This window comes from Gordonia sp. AC31 (genome assembly GCF_031844505.1).
Classification (GTDB): domain Bacteria; phylum Actinomycetota; class Actinomycetes; order Mycobacteriales; family Mycobacteriaceae; genus Gordonia; species Gordonia hongkongensis.
The window spans coordinates 173,987-191,320 of the sequence record NZ_JAUZVK010000004.1; the positions used below are offsets into that span (position 1 = coordinate 173,987).

Annotated in this window: 17 protein-coding genes; 13 read left to right on the forward strand and 4 right to left on the reverse strand. The window is 70.9% G+C overall.

What is annotated here, in order from left to right:
• Positions 1-7 precede the first annotated feature (7 nt).
• From Q9R39_RS06745 to Q9R39_RS06765, 5 genes are read left to right on the forward strand one after another with little or no spacing between them, the layout of a single operon-like run.
• Positions 8-511 carry a GNAT family N-acetyltransferase gene (locus Q9R39_RS06745; protein ID WP_058250117.1) on the forward strand — a complete coding sequence of 168 codons (504 nt, stop codon included), beginning with the start codon at positions 8-10 and terminating at the stop codon, positions 509-511.
• Positions 508-2,487, forward strand: coding sequence for a VWA domain-containing protein (locus Q9R39_RS06750; RefSeq protein ID WP_311277220.1), 1,980 nt, complete (start codon positions 508-510; stop codon positions 2,485-2,487). The genes Q9R39_RS06745 and Q9R39_RS06750 overlap by 4 nt, the downstream gene beginning before the upstream one ends.
• Positions 2,488-2,528: 41 nt before the next feature.
• Positions 2,529-3,146: a cob(I)yrinic acid a,c-diamide adenosyltransferase gene (gene cobO / locus Q9R39_RS06755; RefSeq protein ID WP_311277221.1), complete on the forward strand. Its 618-nt coding sequence runs from the start codon at positions 2,529-2,531 to the stop codon at positions 3,144-3,146.
• Positions 3,140-4,609 carry a cobyrinate a,c-diamide synthase gene (locus Q9R39_RS06760; RefSeq protein ID WP_311277222.1) on the forward strand — a complete coding sequence of 490 codons (1,470 nt, stop codon included), beginning with the start codon at positions 3,140-3,142 and terminating at the stop codon, positions 4,607-4,609. Before cobO ends, Q9R39_RS06760 begins: the two co-directional genes overlap by 7 nt.
• A complete protein-coding gene (locus Q9R39_RS06765) occupies positions 4,609-6,267 on the forward strand; it encodes a GAF domain-containing protein (protein WP_311277223.1) in 1,659 nt (552 codons plus the stop codon). Before Q9R39_RS06760 ends, Q9R39_RS06765 begins: the two co-directional genes overlap by 1 nt.
• Position 6,268: 1 nt before the next feature.
• Here Q9R39_RS06765 and Q9R39_RS06770 read toward each other — a convergent pair whose 3' ends face one another.
• On the reverse strand, positions 6,269-6,964 hold the full coding sequence (locus Q9R39_RS06770) for a response regulator transcription factor (RefSeq protein WP_058250122.1): 696 nt from the start codon (positions 6,962-6,964) through the stop codon (positions 6,269-6,271).
• 138 nt (positions 6,965-7,102) lie between these two features.
• Here Q9R39_RS06770 and Q9R39_RS06775 point away from each other — a divergent pair, with 138 nt between their 5' ends.
• From Q9R39_RS06775 to Q9R39_RS06795, 5 genes are all read left to right on the forward strand, one after another.
• Positions 7,103-8,110, forward strand: a complete 1,008-nt coding sequence (locus Q9R39_RS06775) for an acyl-ACP desaturase (RefSeq protein ID WP_058250123.1) — start codon at positions 7,103-7,105, stop codon at positions 8,108-8,110.
• A 26-nt stretch (positions 8,111-8,136) separates the two neighbouring features.
• The gene (locus tag Q9R39_RS06780) at positions 8,137-8,403 is read left to right on the forward strand and encodes a hypothetical protein (RefSeq protein WP_091344227.1); all 267 of its coding nucleotides are present in this window, start codon (positions 8,137-8,139) and stop codon (positions 8,401-8,403) included.
• A 28-nt stretch (positions 8,404-8,431) separates the two neighbouring features.
• Positions 8,432-9,736 carry a uroporphyrinogen-III C-methyltransferase gene (gene cobA, locus Q9R39_RS06785; protein WP_231742230.1) on the forward strand — a complete coding sequence of 435 codons (1,305 nt, stop codon included), beginning with the start codon at positions 8,432-8,434 and terminating at the stop codon, positions 9,734-9,736.
• A gap of 189 nt (positions 9,737-9,925) precedes the next feature.
• A complete protein-coding gene (locus tag Q9R39_RS06790) occupies positions 9,926-11,371 on the forward strand; it encodes a DHA2 family efflux MFS transporter permease subunit (RefSeq protein ID WP_311277269.1) in 1,446 nt (481 codons plus the stop codon).
• A gap of 30 nt (positions 11,372-11,401) precedes the next feature.
• Complete coding sequence (locus Q9R39_RS06795; RefSeq protein ID WP_311277224.1) at positions 11,402-11,941, forward strand: pyridoxamine 5'-phosphate oxidase family protein; 540 nt, start codon at positions 11,402-11,404, stop codon at positions 11,939-11,941.
• A gap of 22 nt (positions 11,942-11,963) precedes the next feature.
• Here Q9R39_RS06795 and yaaA read toward each other — a convergent pair whose 3' ends face one another.
• A complete protein-coding gene (gene yaaA, locus Q9R39_RS06800; protein ID WP_311277225.1) occupies positions 11,964-12,746 on the reverse strand; it encodes a peroxide stress protein YaaA in 783 nt (260 codons plus the stop codon).
• Between yaaA and Q9R39_RS06805 the strand changes: the two genes are divergently transcribed.
• Positions 12,745-14,475 carry a proline--tRNA ligase gene (locus Q9R39_RS06805; protein WP_311277270.1) on the forward strand — a complete coding sequence of 577 codons (1,731 nt, stop codon included), beginning with the start codon at positions 12,745-12,747 and terminating at the stop codon, positions 14,473-14,475. The genes yaaA and Q9R39_RS06805 overlap by 2 nt on opposite strands.
• A gap of 6 nt (positions 14,476-14,481) precedes the next feature.
• Here Q9R39_RS06805 and Q9R39_RS06810 read toward each other — a convergent pair whose 3' ends face one another.
• Together Q9R39_RS06810 and Q9R39_RS06815 are read right to left on the reverse strand one after the other, a co-directional pair.
• On the reverse strand, positions 14,482-14,967 hold the full coding sequence (locus tag Q9R39_RS06810; RefSeq protein ID WP_078112270.1) for a ferritin-like domain-containing protein: 486 nt from the start codon (positions 14,965-14,967) through the stop codon (positions 14,482-14,484).
• Complete coding sequence (locus Q9R39_RS06815) at positions 14,964-15,527, reverse strand: hypothetical protein (RefSeq protein ID WP_058250128.1); 564 nt, start codon at positions 15,525-15,527, stop codon at positions 14,964-14,966. The genes Q9R39_RS06810 and Q9R39_RS06815 overlap by 4 nt, the downstream gene beginning before the upstream one ends.
• Before the next feature lie 96 nt (positions 15,528-15,623).
• Here Q9R39_RS06815 and rimP point away from each other — a divergent pair, with 96 nt between their 5' ends.
• Both rimP and nusA read left to right on the forward strand, forming a co-directional pair.
• The gene (rimP, locus tag Q9R39_RS06820; protein ID WP_311277226.1) at positions 15,624-16,220 is read left to right on the forward strand and encodes a ribosome maturation factor RimP; all 597 of its coding nucleotides are present in this window, start codon (positions 15,624-15,626) and stop codon (positions 16,218-16,220) included.
• A 16-nt stretch (positions 16,221-16,236) separates the two neighbouring features.
• Positions 16,237-17,247: a transcription termination factor NusA gene (gene nusA / locus Q9R39_RS06825; protein WP_058250130.1), complete on the forward strand. Its 1,011-nt coding sequence runs from the start codon at positions 16,237-16,239 to the stop codon at positions 17,245-17,247.
• Positions 17,248-17,334 lie beyond the last annotated feature (87 nt).

Genomic DNA, 17,334 nt, shown 5'->3' on the forward strand with positions numbered 1-17,334 from the left:
ACGACACATGATCTCTGAACCGCGGGTGCACCGCGCCCTGGCCGACGACATGGACGCAGCCACGCTGTATCGGGTCCTCCGGCTGCGGGTCGAGGTCTTCGTCGTCGAGCAGGCCTGTCCGTATCCCGAACTCGACGGCCGAGACCTGGAACCGACGACGCGCCAGTTCTGGATCACCGACGGTGGGGACCGGACCGACGGAGGCGACGAGGACGGGCCCGACCCGGGGGCGGTACTGGCGACGCTGCGTCTGCTCGAGGAACCGGAGGCCGACGGCGGACAGGTCTTCCGGATCGGCCGCGTCTGCACCGAACGCAACCATCGGGGTCACGGCCTCGTGGCGACCCTCATGACCGCCGCGCTCGCCGAGGTCGGGGAGCGCCCGTGCCGGATCGAGGCGCAGGCCTACCTCACCGAGATGTACGGCAAGTTCGGTTTCGTCCGCGACGGCGACGACTACCTCGAGGACGGGATCCCCCACGTGTCGATGCTCCGCGCCGGGTCACGATGACGATCCTCGGTGAACTGCCCGCTTCCGTGGACACGCACGCCGACGTGCGCTATCCGTTCAGCGCCGTCGTCGGGCAGGAGCAGCTCAAGCTCGCACTGATCCTGTCGGCCATCTCACCGGGTATCGGGGGTGTCCTGATCCGCGGTGAGAAGGGCACCGCGAAATCGACCATCGTGCGCGGGCTCGGCCCGCTGCTCAGCGTCCCCGGTGCCACGGACGACACCGCCGGCCGCGTGGTCGAACTGCCCATCGGTGCGACCGAGGACCGTGTGATCGGCTCGCTCGACCTCACCTCGGTGCTGCGGGACGGCCGTGCCGAGTTCACTCCCGGTCTGCTCGCCCGGGCGCACCGCGGGGTGCTGTACATCGACGAGGTCAACCTGCTGGCCGATCACCTCGTCGACGTGCTGCTGGACGCGGCGGCCAGTGGCCGGGTCACGATCGAACGCGATGGTGTGTCGCACACCATGGCGGCCGATTTCGTACTCGTCGGCACCATGAACCCGGAGGAGGGAGAGCTGCGCCCGCAGCTGCTCGACCGGTTCGGGCTCGCCGTCGACGTGGCCGCCGGCCGCGAGGTCGACGAACGCGTGGAGGTGGTGCGCCGCCGCATGGCGTACGACGCCGACCCGGCGTCGTTCGTCGCCGCCCACGCCGCCGCCGAACACGAACTGACACAACGGATCGCGAGCGCACGAGCCGCCGTGGGTGCGGTGGCCCTCCCGGACCGGGAACTGCGCCGTATCGCCGGGATCTGCGCCCACCTCGACGTCGACGGACTCCGCGGCGACATCGTGGTGGCCCGGACCGCGCTCGCCCATGCCGCCTGGCGCGGGGCCACCGCCGTCGAGGACGTCGACGTCCGGGCGGCCGTCGAGCTCGCGCTGCCGCATCGGCGCCGCCGCAACCCCTTCGACGAGTCGGGGCTCAGCCGCGACCAGCTCGACGAGGCGATGTCGGCGGGCGAGGACGCGGCCGGACCCGACTCACCCGATGACGACCCGGAACCGCCCGAGACACCACCGCCCGGTGGCGGCGGCGAGGCCCCGGACTCCGCGTCCGACACCGGCCAGGCGCCCGACACCGGCCCCGACTCCCATGCGGCGCCCGAGACCGGCGACACCGACGCCCCGCAGCACGCTCCCGGACCGGCGTTCGGGTCCGTGCCGACCTCGACGGCTCGCCGCATGCCGACCCTGCGCGTCGAGGGACTCGGCGACGGTGACCCGGGTCGCCGCTCGAAGGCGCGGAGCCGTCGCGGACACACCACCCACGCCGTGGACTTCGATGCCGGCCGACCGGTGCATCTGTTCGGCACGGTGCTCGCCGCCGCGGGCCGGGCCGGTCGTGGCGGGGCCGGGTCCGAGCGCGGTGTGCGGATCGCCGCCCCCGACCTGCGGTCGGCGCAACGGGTCGGCCAGGAGGCCAACCTCGTCGTCTTCGTGGTCGACCTCAGCGGGTCGATGACCGCCCGGCGTCGGCTGGCCGCGGTGTCCGAACTGTGCGTGGAGATGTTGCGCGACTCGTATACCCGGCGCGACCGCGTCGCGGTGGTCGTGGCGCGGGGTTCCTCCGCGACGCTTGCGGTGCCGCCCACCAAATCGGTCGAGATCGCGGTGCGCCGCCTCGAGGAGATCCGTACCGGCGGCCGGACACCGCTCGGCGAGGGCCTGCAGCTCGCCGCCGATGTCGTGCAGCGGTGTCGCCGCGCTGAGCCCGACCGACGACCGCTGCTGGTGGTGCTCACCGACGGACGTGCCACCTCAGGACGAGGCGCGATGGAACGGGCGCGGGAAGCCGCGGACGGTATCCGTCGTCGCGGCATCGGGTCCGTGGTCGTCGACTGCGAGCAGGGGATGGTCCGGCTCGGACTCGCCGGCGATCTCGCGGCCCACCTCGGCGCGAGCCTGATCCCGATGGACGAACTGTCCGCCACCACGCTGACCGGACACGCACCCGCGCGGGGAGCGGCCTGACCGCCCCCGCCACCCCGATCTGAGACCAGAGGAGAAGTCGATTGCCCCAGGGAGTTCCGGTCAGCATCCCCGATGACGGCTTGACGACGCGACAGCGCCGTAACCAGCCCGTCCTCGCGGTGCACACCGGCGACGGCAAGGGCAAGTCGACCGCCGCTTTCGGGATGGCGATGCGCGCGTGGAACGCGGGTATGCGGGTCGCGGTGTTCCAATTCGTGAAGAGTGCGAAATGGAAGGTGGGGGAGGAGTCGACGATGCTCACCCTCGACCGGGTGCACGCGGAGACCGGCGCCGGTGGGCCGGTGGAATGGCACAAGATGGGTCAGGGCTGGTCCTGGTTGCGGGCCAACGACGACCAGGACGACGACCACGCCGCCGCCGCCCGGGCCGGCTGGGCGGAGATCGCACGCCGTCTCGATGCCGGCGAACACGACTTCTACGTCCTCGACGAGTTCACCTATCCGCTGCACTGGGGCTGGGTCGACACCGCCGAGGTGCTCGACACCCTCGCCCGTCGACCCGGACGCCAGCATGTGGTCATCACCGGCCGGCGCGCCCCGCAGGCCCTCGTCGACGCTGCCGATCTCGTGACCGAGATGCACAAGGTCGCCCACCCGATGGACGCCGGACGCAAGGGGCAGAAGGGGATCGAATGGTGATCTCCGTGCGGGCGTCGACCCCCGCCGTCGTGATCGCCGCGCCGTCGTCGGGTAGCGGCAAGACCACCGTGACGACCGGCCTGATCGGCGCACTGCGGGCGGCCGGACACCGGGTGGCGCCGTTCAAGGTCGGCCCCGATTACATCGACCCCGGGTACCACGCCGTCGCGGCCGGACGACCCGGACGCAATCTCGACCCGAATCTCGTGGGCGCCGAACGCATTGCGCCGCTCTTCGCCCACGGCGCCGCGGGCGCCGACATCGCGGTCGTCGAGGGCGTGATGGGCCTCTTCGACGGCCGGATCGTGGAGCACGACAGCGGCAACGGCACGGGTGGCGATGCCGGTTCGCTCGGCGTCGGCTCCACCGCGCACGTCGCGTCGATCATCGGTGCGCCGGTGATCCTCGTCGTCGACGCCGCGGGCCACAGCCAGTCGCTGGCCGCCGTGCTGCACGGGTTCCTCTCGTACGACCCCTCGGTGTCGATCGCGGGCGTCATCCTCAACCGCGTCGGCTCGCCACGCCACGAGATGGTGCTGCGACAGGCCGCCGCGCGGGTGGGACTGCCGGTTCTCGGTGTGCTGCGGCGTCACCCGTCGCTGACGGTGCCCTCCCGGCACCTGGGCCTGATCCCGGCCGCCGAACGCAACGCCGACGCGGTCGCCGCCGTGGACGCGATGACCGCGCACCTGCGCGGCGCCCTCGACCTGCCGGCGATCGTGGCCGCCGCCCGCGGACGTGCGGTCCCCGACGCCGCGGCCTGGTCGGCTGCGGAAGCCGTCGCGCCATATCGTCCCGTCGCGTCGGCCGGTTCGCCGGTGATCGCGGTCGCCGGGGGCGCGGCGTTCACCTTCGGTTACGCCGAGCACGCCGAGATGCTGACCGCCGCCGGCGCGCGCGTCGTCGTCTTCGACCCGCTCGTGGACCGGCTGCCCGCGGACGCGGCCGGCGTGGTGATCGGTGGCGGCTTCCCGGAAGAACACGCCGAGGCGCTGGCCGCCAACGATCTCCTGCGCGCCGACCTCCGGGCGCACGCCGCGGCGGGTCGGCCGATCCACGCCGAGTGCGCGGGCCTGCTGTACCTGTGCACCGAACTCGACGGGCACCCGATGAGCGGCGTCCTCGACATCCCCGGCCACTTCGGCCCGACCCTGACGCTCGGATACCGCGATGCCGTGGCCGTGGGCGACTCGGCCCTGTTCCGGACCGGCGAACGCGTCACCGGTCACGAGTTCCACCGCAGCGGGGTCGGCGACGGCGCTCTCGCCCCGGCCTGGGCCTGGCGCGACTCGGCCGGCCGCGCGTCGATGCACGGGTTCGCGACGGCCGCAGTGCACGCCTCGTACTTGCATCTGCATCCGGCCGCGATCCCGGAAGCGTTGTGCCGCTTCGTGTCCCGATCCGCCGAGAGTGGGCGGGTGCCGACGCCCCAGTCCGTCGGCGACGCCCCCGGGGCGTCCTGATGCTGGCGCACCGGCTCCGCGAGACGCTCGACGCGCTCGCCGATCACGGTGCCGACGATCCCGCCCTGCTCCGGGAACTGCTGGAGGCGGTGCTGGTGGTCGGGCAGGGGGTCGAACTCGACCGCGCGCTGCAGCGCATCGTCGAGGTCGCGGCGGGACTCGTGGACGCCCAGTACGGTGCCCTCGGCGTGCGCGGACCGGACGGCGGGCTGAGTGAATTCGTGCACATCGGTATCACCGATGCGCAACGCGCCACCATGGGACATCTGCCGGTCGGCCGCGGGGTCCTCGGCCTGCTCATCGACGATCCCCGCCTGCACCGCATCCACGACCTCGGCGCTCATCCGACGTCGGTCGGGTTCCCGCCCAACCACCCCCCGATGCACACCTTCCTCGGTGCTCCGATCATGGTGCGCGGCGAGGTGTTCGGCAGTCTGTACCTGACCGAGAAGCGGTCCGCGGAGGACTTCTCCGAGGTCGACGAGACCGTCGTCGCGGTGCTGGCGGTGGCCGCCGGGATCGCCGTCGACAACGCGGGTCTCTTCGAACGGGCCCGCACCCGCCACCGCTGGATGCAGGTCCTGGCCCGGCGTGGGTCGGAGCCGCTGGCCGGAATCGCGTTGTCGGACACCATGTCCCGGATGTGCGCCGATGTCGCCGATCTCGTCGGCGCGGTCGATGTCTACCTGCTCACCGAGATGGCGGGGGAGGTGGAACTAAGCGGGCACACCGGCGACCCGGTGGAGATCGAGAACTTCATCCCGCCGGACGCCACGGCACTGCGGGTGCAGCGCTCCGGCCAGATCGCCGAGTCGCTGATCCGCCGCGGCGCCCGGTGGACCTCGGTACAACCCCTCCAGCGCGCATCGGGCGCGTTCGGCTGGATGCTGATCACCCACCGCAACCGCCCCTACTGGGACGACGAGGAAATCGCCGGGCTCGCCGGTGTCGCCGAGGTCGCCTCGCTGGCGGTCGTCTACGCCGAGCAGCAACAGATCGCCCGCGATCTCGAGGTCCTCGAAGACCGGCACCGCATCGCCCGCGACCTGCACGATCATGTGATCCAGCGACTCTTCGCGGTCGGGATGTCGGTACAGACGTTGCTGGCCGGGACCACCGATCCGGCCGCGGCGGCCGCGCGCCTGGAGCAGATCATGACCGACCTCGACCGCACGATCGCCCAGATCCGCACCTCGATCTTCGACCTGCAGACGCCCTACGGAACCGAGGTCGGCCCGACGCTGCGGCGGCGGGTGCTCGACATCGTCTCCGAACTGTCCGGGCACGCGTCGATCTCGCCGAGCGTGGAGTTCGACGGCCCCGTCGACACGGTGGTCCCGGACTCCCTCGGACCACACATCGACGCCGTCCTGCGAGAGGGATTGAGCAACGCGCTCCGACACGCGCGGGCCGACCACATCGCGGTGTCGGTGACCGCCGACGACGTCCTGACCGTCGAGATCAGCGACGACGGGGTCGGTATCGGCGCCGAAGTCACCTATCGCGGTCTCGAGAACCTGACGCGCCGGGCCGAGGACTGCGACGGGACGTTCAGCATCGTCACCCGCCCGCGGGGGACGAGTGGGGGCGGGACGAGCGAGGGCCGGACCAGCGGCGGCGGGACGACGCTCACCTGGTCGGTGCCGCTGGTGGGTTAGCTCACTCCTTGCCGTCGCGGAGTCTGGTCGCCATCACGGCGACCTGGGTGCGTCGCTGCATGTCCAGCTTGCCCAGGATGCGGGACACGTAGTTCTTGATCGTCTTCTCCGCCAGAAACATCCGGCCGGCGATCTGGCGATTGGTCAGGCCCTCGCCGATCAGGGCGAACACCTCGCGCTCCTGATGGGTGAGCTCGGCGAGCGGATCCTTCTCGGTCTGCTTCTCGTTGCGCAGCTTGGCGAGCAGGGCCGCCGTGGACCGATCGTCGAGCAGTGAACCGCCCCGGCCGACGGTCCGGACCGCGGCGACCAGGTTGTGCCCCAGGATCTGTTTGAGCACGAAACCCGAGGCGCCGGCGAGGACCGCGGCGAGCAGCGCGTCGTCGTCGGCGTAGCTCGTGAGCATCAGGCACTTGATCCCCGGTTCGGCGGCGCGAACGTCCCGGCACAGCTCGACCCCGTTGCCGTCGGGCAACCGGACGTCGAGCACGGCCACATCGGGCTTGGTCGCCAGGATGCCGACAAGGGCCTCGCCGACCGAGGCCGCCTCGCCCACCACCTCGATGTCGCCGGCGGTCCCGAGCAGGTCGCGCAGACCGCGCCGGACGAGTTCGTGGTCGTCGACGAGGTAGGCGCGGACCGGATTCGGGGACGGGGTCGGATCGGCGGTGGCCGAATCGGTCGTGACAGGGGACATGGGTCTGAAAGTACCGGATGTGCGGCGCCGGGAAGTCGCGACGTCGGACCCCATACAGGCGGGACCTTCGCCTCACGAGCACCACCCGTCCCGCCGCGCAGAGTGGATGGTACGACCCCGCTGTGATCAGGAGAGCACGTGACCACCCTCATCGGACCCCCCGACGCCGAACCCGCCGACCGCGGCATGACCGGTTCGGATCTACTGCGTGAACTGCTGCCCGTGTGCGAGACCGAGGTCGAGCGGCACATGAAGATGACGCGCGACTGGCACCCGCACGACTACGTGCCCTGGGACGACGGACGCAACTTCGCGGCTCTCGGCGGACTCGACTGGGATCCGTCGCAGTCGCGCCTCTCCGATGTCGCCAAGGCCGCGATGATCACCAATCTGCTCACCGAGGACAACCTGCCGTCGTACCACCGGGTGATCGCCGACAACTTCACCCTCGACGATGCCTGGGGCTGGTGGGTGGGGCGCTGGACGGCCGAGGAGAACCGCCACTCGATCGTAATGCGCGACTACCTGGTGGTGACCCGCGGTGTCGACCCGGTCGAGCTCGAAGAGATACGCATGGCGCACATGACGTCGGGGTTCAACCCGCTGCCCGACGACGACGGGCAGCGCGACCACAGCTTCGACATGCTGTTCGCGGTCGCGTACGTCAGTTTCCAGGAACTGGCCACCCGGGTCTCGCACCGCAACACCGGGAAGGCATGCGGGGACCCGATCGCCGACCGCATGCTGCAACGTGTCGCGGCCGACGAGAACCTGCACATGCTCTTCTACCGCAACATCGTCGCCGGCGCGCTCGACCTCGTTCCCGACCAGACCATGGCCGCCATCCACGCGATCGTGACCAACTTCCAGATGCCCGGCGCGACCATGCCGAACTTCCGGCGCAACGCCGTGTTGATCGCCAAGGGCGGCATCTACGATCTGCCGCAACACATGTCGGATGTCGTCATGCCCGTGCTGCGGAAGTGGCGCATCTTCGAGCGCGACGACTTCGGGCCGGTCGGCGAGCACTACCGCGAACGCCTCGCGGAGTTCCTGGAGGAGATGGACGTCAAGGTGCGCAAGTTCGAGGAGTCGCGGGAGCGGGCGTTGCAGCGCCAGCACGCACGGGAACTGCGGGCCCGGTGACCGACGTGACCGTGACCGACGTGACCGTGACCGACGTGAGGGGGGCCGGCGCGCGGCCGTCCGCCTCCGCCCCTGCCGGTTTCGCCACCGCGATCGCCATGGCCGAGGCCGCCGCGGACCGGAACCCGCTGTGGTGGAACCAGATCCGGATCAACGCCGACGACTCGCTGGACGCCGCGTTCTGCACCTCGAGCCTGCTCGGGGCGCTGCTGCAGTCCGCGGCCCACCGGCTCGGTGTCCCGGCTGCCGATGTGTGGGCCCACGTCCGGCGGACGGGTGAGTTGCCGCTCTAGATCGGCTGTCCCGGTAAGGTCAGCTCCCATGTCCGAGCCTGACTCCGCCCTGTCGAATGTCCCGGGGTCGAACGTCCCCGGGTCGAATGTCCCAGGACCCCCGCACGTCCCCGGGCCCGACGCCTTCCCCTCCGGAGAGGGGCATTACCTGGTCGGCCTCGACCTCCGCGGACGCAAGGTCGTCGTGGTGGGCGGCGGGTCCGTCGCGCAGCGGCGGCTGCCCAATCTGGTCGCCGCGGGTGCCCACGTGCACGTCATCGCGCTCGATCCCACCCCGGCCGTCGAATCCTTCACCGGCATCACCGTCACCCAGCGCCGCTACGCCGACGGCGATCTGGAGGGCGCCTGGTACGCGATGGCCTGCACCGACGATCCCGCCGTCAACGAGGCGGTGGTGGCCGAGGCCGAGCGCAGGCACACGTTCTGCGTCCGGGCCGACGACGCCCGCCACGGCACCGCCGTCACCCCGGCGTCCGGCCGTCACCGCGACGTCCAGTTCGGCGTCCTCGCCGGCGGCGACCACAAACTGTCGGCCGCACTCCGCGCCGCGATGAGCCGTGCCCTCGCCGAGGGGTCGCTGAGTGTCGACGACGCCGCCCCGCACGCCGCGGGCGTGGCCCTCGTCGGTGGCGGTCCCGGCGACCCCGACCTGATCACCGTCCGCGGCCAGCGGCTCCTCGCCGAGGCCGACGTGGTGGTGGCCGATCGGCTCGCGCCCCCCGAACTGCTCGCCGAACTCGGCCCGCAGGTCGAGGTGATCGACGCCGCCAAGGTGCCCTACGGCCGCGCGATGAAGCAGGAAGCCATCAACGACGTCCTCGTGGAGAAGGCCAAGGAGGGCAAGTTCGTGGTCCGCCTCAAGGGCGGCGACCCCTATGTCTACGGGCGGGGTTTCGAGGAACTGCAGGCCTGTGTGGCCGCCGGGGTCCCGGTCACCGTGGTGCCGGGGATCAGCAGCTCGATCGCCGCACCGGCATCGGCGGGCATCCCGGTGACGCACCGCGGCGTCACCCACGAGGTCGTGATCGCCTCGGGCCACGTGCCGCCCGGCCACCCCGACTCGCTGATCGACTGGTCGGCGATGGGCAAGCTGCGCGGCACCCTGGTCCTGATGATGGCGGTCGAACGGGTCGAGGTCTTCGCCGACGCACTGCTCGACGGCGGCCGGCGGCCCGACACCCCGGTCGCGATGATCGAGAACGGATCCCTGCCGACCCAGCGTCTGCTGCGTACCGATCTCGCCCACGCCGGCGAGGTCGCGGAGGCGCAGGGGCTGCGTCCGCCTGCGATCGTCGTCATCGGCGACGTGGCCGCGTTCACCGAGGGCGCCTGAACAGATCAACCCAGACCGAATCAACGCAGATTGGCATGTCCCGGCGATCGGCCGGTACGGTCGTTCTCTATGTCGACTCCCGGAGCTGCGAACACCGGAACCGTGAACACTGGAACGGTGAACACAGGAACTCCGAACAGCGAGCAGTTCCGTCCGGTCTTCGGCCTGCCGATCCTGGTGCTGTCCGGGATGCAGTTGCTCGTCGTGCTCGACGGCACCGTGGCCGCGCTGGCGCTCCCGAGCATCCGCGACGCGCTCACGCTCTCGGAGTCCAGCGCCAATTGGGTCATCAGCAGCTACGTGCTGGCGTTCGGCGGTCTCATGCTCCTCGGCGGCCGTCTCGGTGACACATTCGGCCGCAAGCGGATGTTCATCGTCGGCGTGGTCGCCTTCACCCTCACCTCGCTGCTGTGCGGACTGGCCTGGAACGAGGCGAGCCTCCTCGCCGGCCGGGCCCTGCAGGGCGCGTCGGCGGCGATCGCGGCGCCCACCGCCATGGCGCTGGTCGCCACCACCTTCGCGCCCGGCAAACCGCGCAGTCAGGCCTTCGCGGTCTACGCGGCCATGACCGGCGTGGGATCGGTGGCCGGGCTCATCCTCGGCGGGGTGCTGACCGAGCTGTCGTGGCGCCTGGTCTTCCTCATCAACGTGCCGATCGGTCTGATCGTCGTCGTCGGGGCGATCGTCGCGCTGCGGGAATCCCAGGGTGAGCGGCTGCCCCTCGACGTGCCCGGCGCGGTCCTCGGCACCCTCGGTTGCACCCTGCTGGTGCTCGCGGTGAACGAGGGGCCCAACGGTTGGACGGCGCCGGTCGTGGTCGGCTCGTTCATCCTCGGCGCACTCGCCCTGGCCGCGTTCATCGTGGTCGAACGGCGCGCCCGGAACCCACTGCTGCCGTTCTCCCTCTTCGACAACAGCTCACGCGTCGCAGCCCTGCTCGCCATCCTGCTCGCCAGCATGATCATGATGTGCATGGCGGTGTTCATCTCGCTGTACCTGCAGGGCATCCTGCAGTACTCGCCGATCCAGAGCGGGCTCGCGGTCGTGCCGTTCGCGTTCGGGCTGGGCATCGCCGCGGCGATCGCGTCGAAGCTGGCGCTGATGATCCAGCCGCGCTGGCTCGTCCTGGTCGGCGGCGCGGTGATCCTCGTCGGCTGCCTCTACGCATCGTCGATCGCGACCGACTCACCGGACTACTTCCCGAGCATCTTCGTCCCCGTCGTCGTGATCGGCTTCGGCGTCGGTCTGGCAGTCATCCCGCTGACCCTGTCCGTGGTGGCCGGGGTGGGCACCACCGAGATCGGTCCCCTGACCGCGCTCGCGCAGGTCGCGCAGAACCTCGGCGGGGCCGTCGGCCTGGTCGCCGTCGGTGCGATGGTCACCTCGCGCGCGCTGTCGAAGGGCGGCACCACCGCGCCGGTCGAGACGATGAATCCCACCCAGCTCGCCGCGCAGGCCGAGGGTTACGGGCTGGCCTTCGCCGCCTGCGCGGGCATCGCCGTCCTCGCCGCGATCGTGGTGCTGTTCATGCGATTCACGCCGGAGCAGGTCGCCGAGGGACAGGCCGCCCAGGAAGCCGCCGACGCCGGGCTCGACGCCGATACGAGCACCCCGGGGTCCGACACCCGGCGATGAATTCCGGGCGGACGCACGGTCGGTCCCGGTATGGACGCCAAGAACCTCGCTGACCTCTACAACATCGGCACGCTCGACTGGCAGCCCGTCGCGGCCCGACTGACCGCCGGGGTGTCCCAGGCACCCGGGACCGGTGGCCCCGACCGGCACACGTGGTGGATCGCCACGATCAACGCCGACGGCAGCCCGCACGTCACCGGCATCGGGGCGCTGTGGCACCGGGACGCGATATGGCTGGAGACCGGTCCGTCGACCCGGAAGGCGCGCAACCTCGCCCGCGACCCGCGCTGCACCCTGTCGGTGGCACTCGACGAGGCCGACCTGGTGGTCGAGGGCGACGCGAACCTGGTCACCGAGCCCGCCGTCGTCGCCGAGATGGCGGAGCTGTGGGCGAGCGACGGGTGGCCGTGCCGCGTCGACGAGTCGGGTGCCGCGCTGACCGCCGACTTCAGTGCGCCGTCGGCCGGCCCGCCGCCCTGGTACGTCTACCGGGTGACGCCGCGGCGGGCGACCGTCCTGCAGACCGTGGAGCCCGGTGGCGCAACCCTCTTCGACTTCGACGCGCAGTAGCGTCGCGGACCTCGGTGCCGGGTCAGACGGTCAGTACGACGATGCGGTCCGGGGCCTCGATCTCGACCCGCTGCCCGGCGTCGGCGAGGACCGCGGCCACACCGTTCACGTCGTGTACGGAACGCCTCGTGCGGACCAGTTCGCGGGCCATCAGACCTTTGTAGTGCTTGTTGAAATGGCTCACCACCTTGCGTGAGCCGTCCGGTTGTTCGGTCATGACGGTCGCCGTCACCGCACCCCGTACCGGTCCGAGTTGGTGGTAGACGCCCGAGCGCAGGTCCACGACGAAGTCGTCGACCGCGTCCAGCGCGGGGGACAGGTCCGGCTTCCACAGCGCCGCCAGGGTCGGCATCCCAGGCAGCTTGGAACCGCCCGAGAGCCGGTACGCCGGAATCGGATCGGGTGCCCGCACGACACCGAACAACGCCGACCCGATCGCCAGCCGGTCGGCGGCCTTGGTCTTGCCCGCCCGGGTCAGCGACCGGTGATCGAGGGCGTCGTAGAGGACGCCGGTGTAGCGCTCGAGAGCCGGCCGGGTGGGGGACAGCCACAGGTCGGCGTTGCGGTCGACCTCGTCGAGCTGGGTGGCGCCGAGCCCGAGCGCGGTACGACTGGCCTCGAGGTCGGCGGCCAGGGCGACGAGCGCCTCGGCGACCTGCTTGCGGACCGGGTTCAGCTCGGGGAAGGACAGCGTGTCGAGATCCAGGGGAGCGCCGCGCCCGCCGTCGGATTTCGTTTCGGAGGGAGGCAGGATGACGAGCACCGCAACACCATAACTAAGCTGGTTGGTCGTGATCACACGCATGTCGACCCTGTTCCTGCGGACCCTGCGCGACGACCCCGCCGACGCGGAGGTCCCCAGCCACAAGCTGCTGGTCAGAGCCGGCTACATCCGCCGGGTCGCGCCCGGTGTGTACTCGTGGCTACCGCTCGGTCTACGCGTGCTGAAGGCGATCGAGAACGTCGTCCGCGAGGAGATGAACGCCATCGGCGGCCAGGAGATCCTGCTGCCCGCCCTGCTGCCCCGCGAGCCCTACGACACCACCAACCGCTGGACCGAATACGGCGACTCGCTCTTCCGCCTCAAGGACCGCAAGGGTGCCGACATGCTCCTCGGTCCGACCCATGAGGAGCTGTTCGCGACGCTGGTCAAGGGTGAGTACTCGTCGTACAAGGACATGCCGGTCATCCTCTACCAGATCCAGACCAAATACCGCGACGAGGAACGGCCGCGCGCGGGCATCCTGCGCGGACGTGAGTTCGTGATGAAGGACGCCTACTCCTTCGACCTCGACGACGACGGACTCAAGACCGCCTACAACGCGCACCGCGAGGCGTATCAGAAGATCTTCGAGCGGCTGCGGATCGAGTACGTCATCGTCGCCGCGACCTCCGGCGCGATGGGCGGCAGCGCCTCCGAGGAGTTCCTGGCCGAGTCCGCGGTCGGCGAGGACACCTTCGTGCGCTGCGTCGAATCCGGCTACGCCGCCAACGTCGAAGCGGTCATCACCCGCGCGCCCGACCCGCTGCCCTTTGACGACCTGCCCGCGGCGGTCGTCCACGACACGCCCGGTACCCCGACGATCGACAGCCTGGTCGACTGGGCGAACGCGACGCTCGACGGTCAGTACACCGGCGCCGACACCCTCAAGAACGTGCTCGTGAAACTCCGTGTGCCGGGCGGTGACTGGGAGGTCACCGGCATCGGTGTCCCGGGCGATCGCGAGGTCGACTTCAAGCGTCTCGAGGCCTCCGTCGAGCCCGCCGAGGTCGAATTGCTCACCGACGCCGACTTCGCCGCGAACCCGTTCCTCGTCAAGGGATACATCGGACCGAAGGCGCTGGCCGAGAACGGCATCCGCTACCTCGTCGACCCGCGGGTGGTCGAGGGGACGTCCTGGATCACCGGCGCCGATGAGCCGGGGCGGCACTACGTCGGTCTGGTCGCCGGCCGCGATTTCACGCCCGACGGGACGGTCGAGGCCGCCGAGATCCGCGACGGCGATCCGTCGCCGGACGGCGCCGGACCCCTGGTGAGTGCCAAGGGCATCGAGATCGGGCACATCTTCCAGCTCGGCCAGAAGTACACCGACGCCTTCGAGGTCGACGTCCTCGGCGAGAACGGCAAGCCGGTCCGCCTGACCCAGGGTTCCTACGGTGTCGGGGTGTCGCGCCTCGTCGCGGTCATCGCCGAGCAGTCCTACGACGACAAGGGTCTGCGCTGGCCGAAGTCGGTGGCGCCGTTCGCGGTTCACCTCGTCATCGCCAACAAGGACGAGGCCGCCGTCGCCGGCGCCGAGCAGCTCGCCGCCGACCTCGACGCGGCCGGTCTCGAGGTGCTCCTCGACGACCGGAAGGCGTCGCCCGGAGTGAAGTTCAAGGACGCCGAACTCCTCGGCATGCCGACCGTCGTGGTCGTCGGCCGCGGATACGCCAACGGCACCATCGAGATCCGCGACCGCTTCACCGGTGAGGCCACCGAGGTCGCGGTCGACACCGCGGTCGAAGCGGTGGTGGCGGCCGCCCGCGGCTGAGGCGGCTCAGCCGCCAGCGGGGGAGCCGGGGAACGCCACCGTGACCGGGCTCTCCTGCAGAGCCACCCGCCAGCGCGCGGCGCGCACCGCGCTGTCCGACAGCCCGTCGGCGCCGATCCGGCGTCCGGTCTCGTCGTCGGCCTGCTCCAGCAACGCACGATAGGCGCTCGCACAGTCGATCTCGGCGCCGAGCGCGGCGCGGGCCGCCGTGGTCGGGTCGGTGACCTCGATCGGCAGCGTGTAGCCGGCTGCCGCCAGCGGCGGTGTGTTCCCCGCCGCCTCGATCGTCCGGTCGATCTCGTCGCGTCGGGCGCGATGGGCGTCGGCGTACTCGGCGACGGTGCGTCGACGGGAGGCGGCGACGAAGGCGGTGATGACGCCGTAGGTGAAGATCGCGGCGTTCTCGGTCTCGGCGGCGACGACCAACGGGTCGTCGGGATCTGCTTGCGCGGCCGGCGAATCCGACGCCGGTGTGTTCACGGGGGACGTCATGCCAGTTGCACCTCTCGCATCGAAGTGACCGCCGCGGCGACCGACCCGGTCAGCCCGGCTGCGTACCCGGCGGCGCCGAGCGCGACCCGGCGGGCCTGCCCGGCCGCGGCGTCGAGATCGACGCGCAGTCGAGCCAGGGACGGTGCCGCCGGTGGGGCACCCGCCGGGGATGTCGAGGCGGTCGCCGAGGTGGCGGGACGGTCGAGTGTCGCCGCCACCTCCTGGTCGAGCCGGATGATCTCCTCGCGCAGTGCGCGAGCGTGCTGGGCGCGCTGATCGGCCACGACACCGAGTGCGGTGGCGTAGGCGGGCTCGACGGCGACCAGGGCGCGCGCGGTGCTCTCGTCCGCGGACGCCGAGCGCACCAGGGGCACCAGGCTCTCGGCCAGCAGGGTCTCCGCGGAGGGCGACGAATCGCAACCGGTCAGTCCGACGCCGGCCGCCCCGGCACCGACGACGACGGCGCCCGCGAGGAGTCCGCCGCGCAAGGCGGTGCGCCGGTCGATCGGGTGCCGCAGGGTCCGTCGCTCGATCGGGGGCATGCTCACCCGGGACATCATGCCAGCAGTTCTCCGCGCGATCGATCCACTAGGATGTTCGGAGCAACGTCGTGCGACACCCGGCACGGCCCGACAACTGAAGACGAGGGGAGTGGCATGCCGATCAGCCCGACGCAGGTGCGCGAACTCGTCGAAAAGCTTGTCGCCGAGCGGGGATTCGACCTCGAGGACATCACGGTGCGCAGCCGGGACGGCCAGGAGGAACTGTCGATCGTGGTCGACCGCGACGGTGGCAGCGACCTCGACGTCCTCGCCGTACTCAGCACCGAGATCTCCGACCTCCTCGACGCCACGCCCGACTTCGCCGACCTCGCCTACGTACTCGAGGTCACCTCGCGCGGCGTCGACAGCCCGCTGACCCTGCCCCGGCACTGGCGTCGCAACACCGGTCGGCGCGTCGTCGTGGAGGTCGACGGCGGACCCGGATCGCAGCCGCGCACCGTCGCCGGACGCATCGGCAGGCTGCTCGACGACCCGGCGCCGGCGGTCGAGGTGGTCGCGAACCACAAGGGGCGGATCGCGGTGGAGACCGTCGACCTCGCCTCGGTGACGCAAGCCGTGGTGCAGGTGGATTTCTCTCAGCCGAGCGTGCGCGAGCTGGAACTGTGCGGCCTCGAACCCGACGAGATCGAAGCGCGCCGCGCCCCCGCGGCCGCGCGACAACTGAACACCACAAATGAACACGACAAGTGAATAGGAGATCGACGACATGAACATCGACATCGCCGCCCTGCGCATGATCGAGGCCGACAAGGGCATCTCGATCGAGACCGTCATCACCGCCATCGAGACCGCTCTGCTGACGGCCTACCGACACACCGACGGTTTCGCCCCGCATGCCCGTGTCGACGTCAACCGCAAGTCCGGCGCCGTCCGTGTGATGGCGCAGGAGGTCGACCAGGACGGGAACGTCGTCCACGAATGGGACGACACCCCCGAAGGTTTCGGCCGCATCGCGGCGACGACCGCACGGCAGGTCATCCTCCAGCGCCTGCGCGACGCCGAGAACGAGAAGAACTTCGGGGACCTCGTCGCCCACGAGGGCGAGATCGTCGGCGGCGTCGTGCAGCAGGACTCGCGCGCCAACGCGCGCGGGATGGTCGTCGTCCAGATCGGCAGCGACGCCAACTCGACCGAGGGCATCATCCCGCCGGCCGAGCAGGTGCCGGGCGAGGTCTACACCCACGGCGACCGGATCAAGTGCTACGTCGTCGGCGTGAGCCGCGGACCACGCGGTCCGCAGATCACCCTGTCCCGGACCCACCCGAACCTGGTGCGCAAACTGTTTTCCCTCGAGGTGCCCGAGATCGAGGACGGCAGCGTCGAGATCGTCGCCGTGGCGCGCGAGGCCGGCCACCGGTCGAAGATCGCGGTGCACACCGGCGTGGCCGGCCTCAACGCGAAGGGCGCGTGCATCGGTCCGATGGGCCAGCGCGTACGGAACGTGATGAGCGAACTCGCCGGCGAGAAGATCGACATCATCGACTTCGACACCGACCCGGCGGTCTTCGTCGGGAATGCGTTGTCGCCCGCGAAGGTTGTCTCGGTGACGGTCGTCGACGCCGCCGCCAAGGCCGCGCGGGTCATCGTGCCGGACTACCAGCTGTCGCTGGCCATCGGCAAAGAGGGCCAGAATGCCCGGCTCGCGGCCCGGCTCACGGGGTGGCGGATCGACATCCGGTCCGACGCCGCGCCGGCGGCCGAGGGCGGGCCGGAGTGACGCACAGCAGCCGATTGTCCCCGCCGGGCCCGCTCGCGCTAGACTGATCGATGGTTCAGCGATCCGCCCCCCGTTCGCCAGCCGGCG